The following is a 12,349-nucleotide window of genomic DNA, read 5'->3' on the forward strand; positions in this document are numbered from 1 at the left end:
AACCTGCGGCGGTGCGAGCTGAGTCCCACACCTGAGAACACCGGCTCCGCCGCGCTCCTCACGGCACCTAGGTCAGCTCCTGGGCCCAGCCGTGCCGGTAGGAGGCGCGGATGTGGGACTCGGTGAGCTTCTCGGCGGCATCGGCGTCGCCGTCGCGCAGCGCCTGGTAGATCGCGCGGTGGTGGTGGCGCAGTTCCTCGGCGATCGGGTACCAGTCGTCTCCGAGCTCGTCGAACGCCGCCAGCAGCGGTCGCCGCATCGACTCCCGGATGGCGATGGTCATGTCCGCGACGAGGCGGTTCCCGCCGGCTTCGGCGATGCCGACGTGGAACTCGGCGTCGAGGTCGTTGAAGCGGGCACGGTCGCAGTCGGGCGAGTCCATCTCGTCGAGGAGTTCGCCGAGCCTGCGCAGGTCGTCGGGCCGGGCGCGGGTGGCGGCGTGCCGGGCGCTCTCGCGTTCGAGCATGATCCTGGCGCGCACCACGTCGGCGACCGGGAAGTTCGCCAGCGCCACGTGCAGTCGCAGCAGCCGGGTCAGCGCCTCGCTGGGCAGGGCCGCCACGGTGGTGCCCGAATCGGGCCCGGTGCCGACGTTCATGCGGAGAACGCCCTGGGCTTCCAGCGCGCGGAAGGCCTCCCGGACCGCGGCTCGGCTGACGCCGAGCATCTTGGCCAGGTCGCGTTCGGCGGGCAGCCGGTCACCGACCTGGAGCGTGCCGGAGACGATCTGCTCCTCGATCCGGTCGATGACCAGCTCGTAGGTGCGGGTGCGCGCAACCGGGCGCCATTCGGCGTCCCCCGCTTCCGCGTCGGATTCGAAGCCGGTCAATCGGGTCCCCTTCGCACGCGCTGTCAACGGCACCCAGGGTAAGTCTCCGCTGTGGTCGGACCATATAATGGTCCGCAGGTCCGGTGTTGTGGCGCGCGGTGCGCGAGGATGCTCGTGAGCCCCGGACGGAGAGGAACCGGTGATGCGGCCATGAGGGTGGCACTGTTCGCGACCTGTCTCGGCGACACGCTATTCCCGTCAGCCCCGAAGGCCACGCTGCAAGTGCTGGAGCGGCTCGGCTGCGAGGTGGACTTCCCCGCAGCCCAGACCTGCTGCGGTCAGATGCACACCAACACCGGGTACCGGAAGCAGGCCAAGTCCTCGGTGCGGACCTTCGTCGACGCCTTCGCCGGCTACGACGCGATCGTGGCGCCGTCGGGTTCCTGCGTGGCCTCGGTCCGCCACCAGCACGCCATGGTCGCCGACGGCGACCGCGCGCTGACCCGGGCCGTCGAGCACACCGCGCCGAAGGTGCACGAGCTCTCCGAGTTCCTGGTCGACGTGCTGGACGTGACCGACGTCGGCGCCTACTTCCCGCACCGGGTCACCTACCACCCCACCTGCCACTCGGCACGGCTGCTGCGGGTCGGGGAACGCCCGGTGCGGCTGCTGCGCGCGGTGCGGTCGCTGGACCTGGTGGAGCTGCCCGCGTCCGAGCAGTGCTGCGGCTTCGGCGGGACGTTCGCGCTGAAGAACCCCGACGTGTCGGTGGCGATGGGCTCGGACAAGGCGCGCCACGTGCGCGAGACCGGCGCGGAGGTGCTGTGCGCCGGGGACTCCTCGTGCCTGATGCACATCGGCGGATTGCTGTCCCGCCAGCGCTCCGGGGTCCGGGTCCTCCACCTGGCCGAGATCCTGGCCTCAACGGAAGGAGACCGGCTGTGAGCGCCACCCACCTGGGCATGCCCTCGTTCCCGGACGCGGCCAAGCGCGAGCTCGCGGATTCGCAGCTGCGGCACAACCTGGCCAACGCCACCTCCACGATCCGCCGCAAGCGCGCCGGCGTCGTCGACGAGCTGGACGACTGGGCGCAGCTGCGCGAGTCCGGGGCGGCGATCAAGGCCCACGCGCTGTCCAACCTGGACACCTACCTGGAGCGTTTCGAGACCGCGGTGACCGAGGCGGGCGGCACGGTGCACTGGGCCCGCGACGCCGAGGAGGCCAACCGGATCGTCACCGAGCTGGTGCGGGCCACCGGCGAACGCGAGGTCGTCAAGGTCAAGTCGATGGCCACCCAGGAGATCGAGCTCAACGAAGCGCTGGCCGAGGCAGGGATCGACGCGTGGGAGACGGACCTGGCGGAGTTGATCGTCCAGTTGGGACACGACACCCCCAGCCACATCCTGGTGCCCGCGATCCACCGCAACCGCGCGGAGATCAGGGAGATCTTCCGCCGCGAGATGGGCAAGGTCGGCACCCCGGCTCCGGAGGACCTCACCGACGAGCCCGCGCGGCTGGCCGAGGCGGCGCGCCGGCACCTGCGGGAGAAGTTCCTGCGCGCCAAGGTCGCGATCTCGGGCGCGAACTTCGCGGTCGCCGACACCGGCACGCTGGTGGTCGTGGAGTCCGAGGGCAACGGGCGCATGTGCCTGACGCTGCCGGAGACGCTGATCAGCGTGGTGGGAATCGAGAAGATCGTGCCGAGCTGGCAGGACCTGGAGGTGTTCCTGCAGCTGCTGCCGCGGTCGAGCACCGGTGAGCGGATGAACCCCTACACCTCGACCTGGACCGGTGTGACCGCCGGTGACGGGCCGCAGGAGTTCCACGTGGTGCTGCTGGACAACGGGCGCACCAACGCGCTGGCCGACGAGGTCGGCAGGCAGGCCCTGCGCTGCATCCGCTGCTCGGCCTGCCTGAACGTGTGCCCGGTCTACGAGCGCACCGGCGGTCACGCCTACGGGTCGGTGTACCCGGGCCCGATCGGCGCCGTTCTGACGCCGCAGCTGCGCGGGACCGCGTCCGAAGTGGACAGATCCCTGCCGTACGCGTCCTCGCTGTGCGGGGCCTGCTACGACGTGTGCCCGGTGGCCATCGACATCCCGGACCTGCTGGTGCACCTGCGGACTCGCGTCGTCGAGGAGCACTCGGGCGCCCGCGACAAGCCGATGGACGCGCTGATGGGCGTGGCCTCGTGGGTGCTGGGCGATGCCAAGCGGCTGGCGGTGGCGCAGAAGCTGGCGTCGTGGAGCCGGAAGGTGATCGGCCGCCGCGGCACGATCGGCCGGTTGCCCGCGCCGCTGTCGCGGTGGACCGACGCGCGGGACGCGCCCGCGCCCGCGCAGGAGTCGTTCCGGTCCTGGTGGGAGCGGACCCGAGGAGGCAAGGCATGAGTTCGAATTCGGCCCGCGAGGCGGTGCTGGGCCGGGTGCGGCGGGCGCTGCGCGATGCCGAGCGCACTCCCCCGTCGTCCGTTCCCCGCGACTACCGCAGGACGCGCCCGCAGGCGGATCTGGTGGGGACGTTCTGCGAAGCGGTGGCCGATTACCAGGCCACTGTGGACCGGGTGGCCGCCGACGCCGTCGCACCGGCGATCGCCGCGACCGCTCGCGCGGCGGGAGCGCGGCGGTTGCTCATCCCGGACGGGGCACCACAGACGTGGTCGGACGCGCTGGGAGAGGAGTTCGAGCTCGTCGACGCGGAGGCCGGCACGGCGGCGTTGGAGCAGGTCGACGCGGTGATCACCACAGCCGCGGTGGGCATCGCCTCGACCGGCACGATCGTGCTCGACCACGGTCCGGGCCAGGGCCGCCGAGCGGCCACCCTGGTCCCGGAGCTGCACATCTGCGTGGTCGGCGAGTCCCAGGTCAGCGACGACGTGCCTGCGGCGCTGTCCCGCCTGGACCCGGTCCGCCCGACGACGTTCATCAGCGGCCCCTCGGCCACCAGCGACATCGAGCTCAACCGCGTCGAGGGCGTGCACGGACCCAGGACCCTCCACGTCCTGGTCCACCCGGACGCCTGACCGCCTGGCGGGTCAGAGCGGGACGACGTCGGCCAGCACCGCGCCGGACTCCTCCAGCCGGTGCGGTGCGGGGCTGTCGTAGACGACGAGGAGCTCACCGGAGGGCAGCAGGGCGATCCCTTCGGCGTGGTCGTCGCCTTCACCGTGCGGGAGGTCGAGCTCGCGGTGCAGTTCGCCGCGGTGGACGACGTCCGCCGCGTCGAGGGTGGCCGCGCCGGGCCAGCGGTAGACGCGGACCGGGCCGTCGAGGTCCATCGAGGGCCCGGCGAGCAGAAGCAGGTCGTCGCCGTGCACGCACATGTCGCGGATGCCCAGACCGTCGAGGTCGAGGAAGATCTTGGCGTAGCGGTGGCCGTTGAGCTTGCGCAGCTCCAGCTCCCCGTCGTCCTCGCGGGGTTCCAGCAGCAGCACCACCGCCCAGCCGCGCAGCACCGGACCGCGCAGTCCGAGGTAGACGCGCTCCTCGCCGGGGTCGCCGTGCACGGCGATGCCTTCGACGTCGAGCCCGTTGTCCTTGCCGGGGATGTTCAGGAACGGCGCCAGGTGGTCGTCGTCGGCCAGCAGCTCGTAGAGCCCTCCCCTGCCGAGTCCGGCGCTGCGCGCGCCCTCCGGGGTGCGTTCGGCGGGCACGTCGTCGGACAGGGCGATGCGGGCGAGCACCCGGCGGCTCGGTTCGGCGCTGACGGAGGCGAGCCGCTTGGCGGCCTTGGCGTCGGAGTGGTGCGACTTGATCTTGCGCCGCTTGGCGCTGTGCGAGCCCACCACCCACAGGAACGGCCCGTTGCGGGAGATCCCCTCGACGTCGACCTCCTCGTCGGCTTCGCCGGGCAGGTCGACGACGTCGGCGAGCGGGAAGCTCACGTGCTCGCGGTACTCGGCGGGCTTCCCGGGGTCGTCACAGGTGAGCCGCTCGACCGTGGCCGTCTCGTCGCCGGCGATCCACAGGTGCTCGCCGTCGGTGCGCACCGCCGAGAGGTTGACGTGCGTGTCGGACTCGACCGCACCGGCGGTGAAGGTCAATCGCACCGTTCGTGCTACGTTCATCAATCGTTTCTACCAGGATGTACGGGGATGAGCTCCTCGATCCGGGACGGGACGATCCTCCTCGCCCACACGATCAAGTGACTGCGGGAACCGGGCCACGGGTGCCGCGGGTCCTAGCCGATGTCGTTGTCCTCGCGTCTTTGGGAGAAGGAAAGGGGTCGCCGTGCCAGACATCCGGGTCCGGCTCCGCGGTGGGCCGCAGGACGGTCAGGAGCTGACCGTTTCGGCCGACTCATCGGGCAAACCGATCCCGCGCATCACCCTTCCCGCTCGTGCTCGCAATCCGGAGGCCGTGCCCCCGCGGCTGATCTACGAGCGCGCCGGCAAGAACGGTGATGGAACCTGGGAGTTCCGCTACACGGGTGCCGAAACCTGACGTCTCGTCGCCACGGCAGGGCACGGAGCCGGGTGCCCTGCCGCGACCGTCGGTCAACGACCGACCAGCTCTTCCGGACCGATCCGCACCACGGTCGCCCGCGCGCCGAGTCCGATGCGCGCGTAGACCTGCGGTCTGGCGTGCTTGAGCACCACGCCCCAGACCAGGCCGAGCGTGAAGACCACCGCCAGGCCTGAGGGAACCACCCAGCCCAGCGCGTGCCCCGGGCCGACGCCGAGCGTGGTGCCGTACGAGGAGACCGCCAGCACCAGCACGACCGCCAGCAGCACCGATGCCGCGGTGGGCGCGATCGTGGTGCGCCACGCGCCGTGGCCGTGCCCGCCGACGCGGCGGAAGTACCCGACCACGGCGACCGAGGTCAGCAGCACCAGCAGCAGCACGCCCAGCGCACCGGTCGTGGCACCCCAGAAGAACAGGTGCACGACCGGGTCCAGTCCCAGCATCCCGGTGGCCAGCACCGCGACGCTCGCGGCGCCGGTCGCCACCAGCGATCCGGCGACCGGCGCGGCGGTGCGGGTGCTCGTCCGCGCCCACCACGCCGCGCCGATCCCCTCCCGTCCGAGGGCGAACAGGTAGCGGGCGCACACGTGGTGGAAGGCCAGGGCCGCGGCGAACAGCGAGGTCAGGTAGAGGGCGTTTCCCAGGTCGACCAGCGCGACCGGAAGGCGCTCGGCGGCCAGGACGAACAGCAGGCGCGTGGAGTGCCGGTCTGCTGCTGCCACGACCTCGCCCGGCCCCGCGGCCTCGGTGATCGCTCAGGTGGAGGCCGCGAACAGCGCGCTGATGATCAGCAGCGACAGGGAGGCGGCGCGGATGACGGTGCGCGGGTCGCGCGCCTGCTGGGCCAGCACGGTGAGGTTGGCGAAGCCGATGAACCCGGTGAAGGCGATCAGCAGGATGGACCCGGCCGAACCGGTCAGCAGCACCGCGGGGTTCAGCGCGCCGAACGCGACGCCGCCGGGGGCGGGTGCGGCCACGAACGCCACGTCGAAGACCACCAGGACCGCCACCTCGGCCAGCAGCAGCAGGGCGAGCACCCGCCCGTTGACGTCGATGCGCTGCACCCCCAGGGCCGCGACCAGCAGGATCGCGGCCGCCGAGAACCACCACCAGGTCATCGCGACGCCGGTGAGCCGCTCGGCGAAGTCCGCTGCGCCGACGCCGAACCCGCCGACCAGCCCGGAGAGGATCATCAGGTAGGACACCACGGCGACCGCCCCGGCCGCGGTTCCGGTGGCACCGCCGAGCCCCTTGGCGATGTAGGCGTAGAAGGCGCCGGCGTTGTCGACGTGCCGGGACATGGTCACGTAGCCGATGGCGAACGCTCCCACGACCAGCGCCATCGCCAGGTGGCCCAGCGGCAACCCGGGTGTTCCGGCCACGGCGAACCCGTTGGCGGAGACACCGCCGACGATGGTGGCGGGGGCGCCGGCGGCCACGGTGAAGAACACGATCGACAGCACGCCCAGCTTGGATCCGGCCAGTGCCGCCGAGACGTTCGAAGGTGGCAAGTGTCGCGCTCCTCGGATCTTCTCAGTGGCGTGGTGTGATGGCGGATCTTCCGCGGGCGACGGCGATCTCGTGCACCAGGCTGCGCAACGTGCCGGGCAGCAGTGATTCCCAGGAGTTCATGCGGAACGCCCCCTGCCGTTGCGCCTGTTTGGACAGCCGCAGGTGGCGCAGCGCCCCGGTCTCGCGCACCAGGAGGGCGAAGGTGATCTCGGCGAGCCGTTCGGGCACGGTGATCACGCCGTTGCCGGTGGCGGTTTCGGTTCCGGTGAACAGCTCTTCGAGTTCCGCGGTGGTGTTCCGGCGCTGCTCGTCGGCGATGCGCCACGCGGCCGCCGAACCGCCGCGCAGCCCGCCGGACACCGGGACCTCGCGCAGCACGTCGATCAGGACCAGCCTGCACCGCACCTTCTCCACCGCGGTCTGCGCCAGGTACTCCAGCCAGGTGCGCAGGTCGTGCCCGGACTCGCGGCGGACTTCGCGCAGCACCGTCCAGGACAGGAAGTCCGGGCAGCGCCCGTTGCCGCTGGGCCGCACGTCGGGGGTCAGGGCGACCTCCTCCTCGACGATCAGCTCGGCCAGCAGACCGCCGGCACATCCCAGCGCCAGCAGTTCCCCGTCGATCCGAGGGGAGATGCGGCCCTCCCCGCTGTGCGCGGCGAGGAAGAACCGGTCCGCGACGCGCAGCGGAAGTCGCGTGCCGTCGAGCTCCGCGACGGTTCGACCGTCCCGGGCCGCGCCCTTCACCACGTGGTCGTTCTCCTTCACCAGCCAGGACCGGTTCGCCGAGCTCGCCGCACTCCGGAAGGCGTCCAGGGGGCGGCACTCCGCGCGGTGCAGGCCCATCGTTCAAGATCAACCTCTGCCGGCGCATCGAACGGCCGTGGGATGTGGCCGAATCGTTGTGGTGGTCAACCGTCCGCTTGGCAGCGCGCGGGGAACATCCGGGAGCCGCATTGACTTCCACCTAACACGAAGTCCGAGGATGTAATCACCCGAACGCTCAACACCACCACGTCACGAAGGACCACCAAGTGAACGCCAACTGGTCGACGATGCGCTCGTTCGCGAGCGACAAGTCCGTCACCCGGCAACGCCTGTCCGCCGGTTTGCTGCGCCGCATCGCCGGTTACGCCCGGCCCTACGTGCGCGACATCGTGCCGTTCCTGGTGCTGGTGGCGCTGGCCGCCGTGCTCGGCGTGGTCAACCCGCTGCTGTTCAAGGCCATCATCGACGACGGCATCGTTCCCCGGAACTTCTCGCTGGTGGTGTGGCTGGCGCTGGCGGTGGCCGCGGTCGCGGTGCTGGAGGCGGCGATGAGCCTCGCCCAGCGCTGGTACTCCGCGCGTCTCGGCGAGGGTCTGATCTACGACCTGCGCCGGGAGGTCTTCGACCACGTGCAGCGGATGCCGGTGGCGTTCTTCGTGCGCGCCCAGACAGGTGCGCTGGTCAGCCGGCTCAACAACGACGTCATCGGCGCGCAGCGGGCGCTGACCTCGACGTTGTCGTCGGTGGTGTCCAACGTGCTGAGCCTGGTGCTGGTGCTGGCCACCATGTTCACGCTGTCCTGGCAGATCACGGTGATCTCGCTGATCATGCTGCCGCTGTTCCTGCTGCCGGTGCGCTGGGTGGGCCGCAAGCTCCAGCGGATCACCCGCGAGCAGATGCAGCTCGACGCCGAGATGAGCTCGCTGATGACCGAGCGCTTCGGGGTGGCCGGGGCGATGCTGGCCAAGCTCTACGGCCGCGCCGACGAGGAGTCCGACCGCTTCGCCCGCCGCGCCGAGAAGGTCCGCGACATGGGCATCATCTCGGCGATGTACAGCCGGGTGTTCATGGTGGCGCTGACGCTGCTGGCGGCGCTGGCCACCGCCGTGGTCTACGGCATGGGCGGCGGTCTGGTGCTGGCCGGGGCGTTCCAGCTGGGCACGCTGGTGGCGCTGGCGACGCTGCTCAACCGGCTCTACGGGCCGCTGACGGCGCTGTCGAACGTGCACGTGGACATCATGACGGCGCTGGTGAGCTTCGACCGGGTCTTCGAAGTCCTCGACCTCAAGCCGATGATCACCGAGAAGCCCGACGCCCGGGAGCTGCCCGCCGGGGCCTCCGACGTCGAGTTCGACCAGGTCTCCTTCCGCTACCCCGCCTCCAGCGAGGTGTCGCTGGCATCGCTGGAATCGGTGGCACGAGCCGACAACTCCCCCGCCCACCCGGTGCTGCACGACATCAGCTTCCGCGCCGAACCGGGTCAGACGGTCGCGCTGGTCGGCCACTCCGGTGCGGGCAAGACGACCATCACGAACCTGGCCGGCCGGCTCTACGACGTCAACGCGGGCGCGGTGCGCATCGGCGGGATCGACGTGCGGGAGGCGTCGTTGGCGTCGCTGTACGAGCACGTCGGGGTGGTCACCCAGGACGCGCACCTGTTCCACGACACGATCCGGGAGAACCTCGCCTTCGCCCGCCCGGAGGCCACCGAGGACGAGCTCCTCGCAGCGCTGCGGACCGCGCAGCTGGGAGACCTGATCGAGACGATGCCCGACGGGCTGGACACCGTGGTCGGCGATCGCGGGCACCGGCTCTCCGGCGGTGAGAAGCAGCGGCTGGCGATCGCGCGGCTGCTGCTCAAGGCGCCGCCGATCGTGGTGCTCGACGAAGCCACCGCCCACCTGGACTCGGAGTCGGAGGCGGCGGTGCAGCGGGCGCTGGCCACGGCGCTGTCGGGTCGCACGGCGCTGGTCATCGCCCACCGCCTGGCGACCATCCGGGAAGCCGACCGGATCCTGGTGATCGACGACGGCACGATCGCCGAGGAGGGCACCCACGAGGAGCTGCTCGCCCGGGGCGGCCACTACGCGGAGCTCTACCGCACGCAGTTCGCCGCGCAGTCGGACTCCGACGAAGCGGCCTGAGAGCGGGTCAGCCGGGCGGGGCCACCGAGAGGGTTCCGCCCGGGTCGACCTGGGCCAGCAGGGCGGTGCAGAGCTCGTCGAGGAGTTGGACGTGGTCGTCGTCGAGGCCGTCCATGATCAGCGAGCGGACCTGCTCGACGTGGCCGGGGGCGGAGGCGACGACCTTGTCCATCCCGGCATCGGTGAGCTCGGCGATGCTGCCGCGCGCGTCGTCCTCGGCCTTTCGGCGGGAGACGTAGCCCTGCTTCTCCAGCCGCGACACCACGTGCGAGACGCGCGAGGCCGAGGCGTTGGACTGCTGCGCGAGGTGACTCATCCGCAGCTGGTGGCCGGGCGCCTCCGAGAGCATCGCCAGCACCCAGTAGCCGAACATCGTCAGTCCCGCGTCGCGCTGCAGCTGCGCGTCCAGAGCGGCCGGCACGACCGCCATCAGGGCGGCCAGCTTCCGCCAGGCGCGCTGCTCGTGGTCGCTCAACCAGCGCGTGTCGCTCACGTTCCAGAGCTTAACAGCAGTTCAAGGTTCAACGAGGTTGCCCGACCAGTGGCGACACCCCTCGGGCCGCGCAGAACGAGCCGATCTTCTCGCGCAGTTCCACCGCCGCCGGGGCCGCCTGCAGCGGGGTGCGTTCCAGGGCCTTGCCGAGCCGGCGCAGGCGCCGCAGCACGGCCTCGGTCCGTCGCCCGGCAGCCGCCGCCAGAACCAGGTCGACCTGCTCGGCAGCTCCGTCGAGCTCCCCGCCTCGCAGCCGCGCTGCGGCCAGGTCCAGCCGCGCCAGGCACAGCTCACCGATGCGCTGCCGCTCGGCGGGTTCCTGCGCGTACCCGGCGATGGCGGTGATCGCGTCACGCTCGGCCCGCGCGAGACCCACCTGACCGCCGAGCCACAGGGCGGTCGAGGAGGCGTAGCCGTACTGCTTGGCGACCGGGAACTCCATCAATCCGGCCGGGTCGTCGGCCTCCACGACCCGCTCGCGGGCCTCCTCGGCCCGGGTCAGGGCGCGTTCGGCGGCGTGGGCGTCGCCCAGCCGCGCCTGCGCGCGGGCCTCCACGGCTGCCAGCCGCACCAGGGCGGTGCCGGATTCGGGCTGGTGGCGCAGTCCGTCCTGGGCGAGTTCGACGGAGTCGCGGCAGCGGTCGTCCCAGTAGGCCACCAGGCTCTGCGTGCCCCGGATCCAGCAGCGCAGCGCGTCGCTGCCCGCCTGCTCGGCGCACTGGAACGCGGTGCGGGCCTGGGCTTCGGCCGCCACGGAGTGCCCGAGGTCGAAGGCGGCGTTGGCCATCGCCGCGCACACCAGTCCGGTGGTGTGGAACCAGTCGCGGGCGTGTTCGGCTGGCACCCGCCGTTCCAGCACCTTCATCGCCCTGTCGCGCAGGTCCCGCAGCTCCACGAACAGCGGGAACACCGGCTGGTGCGGGTAGTCGTCGATGATCCGCGCGACGTCCGCGCGGAAGCGCTCGAGGTTCTGCGGCCCGCCGGGGCCCGGCCGGATGGGTGCGGCGTGTTCGGTGGCCGGCATGAGCGCCTCGCTCTCGACGTGCCGTTGCCCCGAAAACCGGGCTCGGACCTGCTGCTTCGTCGCAACGGCGGCTCACGCGTACGGTGACAGCCCGCCCGAGAACCGCGCAAGTGGGGCTTTCAGGTGGCGATATCCGCTGCCGAACGGGTGTTGATGACGCGGTCGGGACCGATGCCGCACTCCTCGGCGCGGGCGCAGCCGTGGACCAGCCAGTCGAGTTGGCCGGGCGCGTGGGCGTCGGAGTCGACGCTGAACTCGCAGCCGAGGTCGCGGGCGAGTTTCAGCAGCTCGCGGGGCGGGTCGAGCCGGTCGGGCCGGGAGTTGATCTCCACGGCGACCTCGTGGTCGCGGCAGGCGGTGAACACCTCGCGCGCGTCGAAGGTCGACTGGGGCCGCTTGCGGTCGCCGATGAGCCGGCCGGTGCAGTGCCCGAGCACGTCGACGCGCGGGTTGCGCGCGGCGGCGACCATGCGGCGGGTCATCGGCCCCGAGGCCATTCGCAGGTCCGAGTGCACGCTGGCCACGACGACGTCGAGCTCGGCGAGCAGGTCGTCGTCCTGGTCGAGGCTGCCGTCACCGAGGATGTCGACCTCGATGCCGGTGAGGATCCGGAACGGCGCCAGCCTCCGGTTGAGCTCGCCGACCACGCCGAGCTGTTCGCGCAGCCGGTCGGCCGACAGGCCGCGCGCCACCGTCAGCCGGGGTGAGTGGTCGGTCAGCGCCATCCACTCGTGCCCCAGCTCCTTCGCCGTGGTGGCCATCTCGGCGATCGGGCTCCCGCCGTCGGACCAGTCGGAGTGGGTGTGGCAGTCCCCGCGCAGCGCGGCGCGCAGGGTCTCGCCGTGCTCCGGGACCTCCGCCTCATCGCGGAGTTTCGCCAGGTAGTCGGGGGTTTCACCGCGGTGGGCCTGGGTGATGACCGCGGCGGTGGTGCGGCCGATGCCCTCCAGGTCGGTGAGCGCGCCGGATTCCACCCGCCGGTCCAGGCCGGAGATCTCGGACACGACCGCAGCGGCCCGGCGGAACGCCCGGACCCGGTAGGTGGGCGCGTTCTGCCGTTCCAGCCAGAAGGCGATCTCGCGCAGCGCCGAGACCGCGCCGTCATCGGTCACCCGTCCTTGGTAGCCGGTGATGGCGTCGTCCGCCACCGTTGCCGCACGCCCCTTCCCCGCCGATGTC

The 12,349-nt window shown here is 71.6% G+C and carries 13 protein-coding genes; 5 read left to right on the forward strand and 8 right to left on the reverse strand.

Features of this window, described 5'->3' with window-relative positions; translation table 11 throughout:
* Positions 1–67: 67 nt before the first annotated feature.
* On the reverse strand, positions 68–829 hold the full coding sequence (locus AB0J78_RS11285; protein ID WP_363788725.1) for a FadR/GntR family transcriptional regulator: 762 nt from the start codon (positions 827–829) through the stop codon (positions 68–70).
* A gap of 150 nt (positions 830–979) precedes the next feature.
* Between AB0J78_RS11285 and AB0J78_RS11290 the strand changes: the two genes are divergently transcribed.
* Genes AB0J78_RS11290 through AB0J78_RS11300 form a run of 3 tightly spaced genes read left to right on the forward strand, consistent with a single transcriptional unit; the run spans position 980 to position 3,791 of the window.
* Positions 980–1,714, forward strand: coding sequence for a (Fe-S)-binding protein (locus AB0J78_RS11290; protein ID WP_363788727.1), 735 nt, complete (start codon positions 980–982; stop codon positions 1,712–1,714).
* Positions 1,715–1,731: 17 nt separating this feature from the next.
* Positions 1,732–3,159 (forward strand): LutB/LldF family L-lactate oxidation iron-sulfur protein, encoded by a 1,428-nt coding sequence (locus AB0J78_RS11295; protein WP_363788900.1) that lies wholly within the window; start codon positions 1,732–1,734, stop codon positions 3,157–3,159.
* On the forward strand, positions 3,156–3,791 hold the full coding sequence (locus AB0J78_RS11300) for an LUD domain-containing protein (RefSeq protein WP_363788728.1): 636 nt from the start codon (positions 3,156–3,158) through the stop codon (positions 3,789–3,791). Before AB0J78_RS11295 ends, AB0J78_RS11300 begins: the two co-directional genes overlap by 4 nt.
* Positions 3,792–3,803: 12 nt before the next feature.
* Here the strand turns inward: AB0J78_RS11300 and AB0J78_RS11305 are convergent, their stop codons facing one another.
* Positions 3,804–4,835: a DUF3616 domain-containing protein gene (locus AB0J78_RS11305; RefSeq protein ID WP_363788730.1), complete on the reverse strand. Its 1,032-nt coding sequence runs from the start codon at positions 4,833–4,835 to the stop codon at positions 3,804–3,806.
* A 163-nt stretch (positions 4,836–4,998) separates the two neighbouring features.
* On the opposite strand from AB0J78_RS11305, the gene AB0J78_RS11310 reads away from it, so the two are divergent.
* Positions 4,999–5,211, forward strand: coding sequence for a hypothetical protein (locus tag AB0J78_RS11310; RefSeq protein ID WP_132673410.1), 213 nt, complete (start codon positions 4,999–5,001; stop codon positions 5,209–5,211).
* 53 nt (positions 5,212–5,264) lie between these two features.
* Here AB0J78_RS11310 and AB0J78_RS11315 read toward each other — a convergent pair whose 3' ends face one another.
* Genes AB0J78_RS11315 through AB0J78_RS11325 form a run of 3 tightly spaced genes read right to left on the reverse strand, consistent with a single transcriptional unit; the run spans position 5,265 to position 7,587 of the window.
* A complete protein-coding gene (locus AB0J78_RS11315; protein WP_363788732.1) occupies positions 5,265–5,954 on the reverse strand; it encodes a hypothetical protein in 690 nt (229 codons plus the stop codon).
* Positions 5,955–5,987: 33 nt separating this feature from the next.
* On the reverse strand, positions 5,988–6,743 hold the full coding sequence (locus AB0J78_RS11320; protein WP_363788733.1) for a hypothetical protein: 756 nt from the start codon (positions 6,741–6,743) through the stop codon (positions 5,988–5,990).
* Between the two features lie 22 nt (positions 6,744–6,765).
* Positions 6,766–7,587 (reverse strand): GPP34 family phosphoprotein, encoded by an 822-nt coding sequence (locus tag AB0J78_RS11325; RefSeq protein WP_363788735.1) that lies wholly within the window; start codon positions 7,585–7,587, stop codon positions 6,766–6,768.
* Between the two features lie 209 nt (positions 7,588–7,796).
* On the opposite strand from AB0J78_RS11325, the gene AB0J78_RS11330 reads away from it, so the two are divergent.
* Positions 7,797–9,653 carry an ABC transporter ATP-binding protein gene (locus AB0J78_RS11330; protein WP_363788902.1) on the forward strand — a complete coding sequence of 619 codons (1,857 nt, stop codon included), beginning with the start codon at positions 7,797–7,799 and terminating at the stop codon, positions 9,651–9,653.
* 7 nt (positions 9,654–9,660) lie between these two features.
* On the opposite strand, the gene AB0J78_RS11335 is transcribed toward AB0J78_RS11330, so the two are convergent.
* The 3 genes from AB0J78_RS11335 to AB0J78_RS11345 all read right to left on the reverse strand — a co-directional run bounded on the left by AB0J78_RS11335 (position 9,661) and on the right by AB0J78_RS11345 (position 12,255).
* On the reverse strand, positions 9,661–10,146 hold the full coding sequence (locus AB0J78_RS11335; protein ID WP_363788736.1) for a MarR family transcriptional regulator: 486 nt from the start codon (positions 10,144–10,146) through the stop codon (positions 9,661–9,663).
* Positions 10,147–10,174: 28 nt separating this feature from the next.
* Entirely contained in the window at positions 10,175–11,170 is a 996-nt protein-coding gene (locus tag AB0J78_RS11340; RefSeq protein ID WP_363788737.1) for a hypothetical protein, read from the reverse strand.
* 119 nt (positions 11,171–11,289) lie between these two features.
* Positions 11,290–12,255, reverse strand: a complete 966-nt coding sequence (locus AB0J78_RS11345) for a PHP domain-containing protein (protein ID WP_363788904.1) — start codon at positions 12,253–12,255, stop codon at positions 11,290–11,292.
* Positions 12,256–12,349: the final 94 nt, after the last annotated feature.

The organism is Saccharopolyspora sp. NPDC049426 (assembly GCF_040676935.1).
GTDB lineage: Bacteria > Actinomycetota > Actinomycetes > Mycobacteriales > Pseudonocardiaceae > Saccharopolyspora.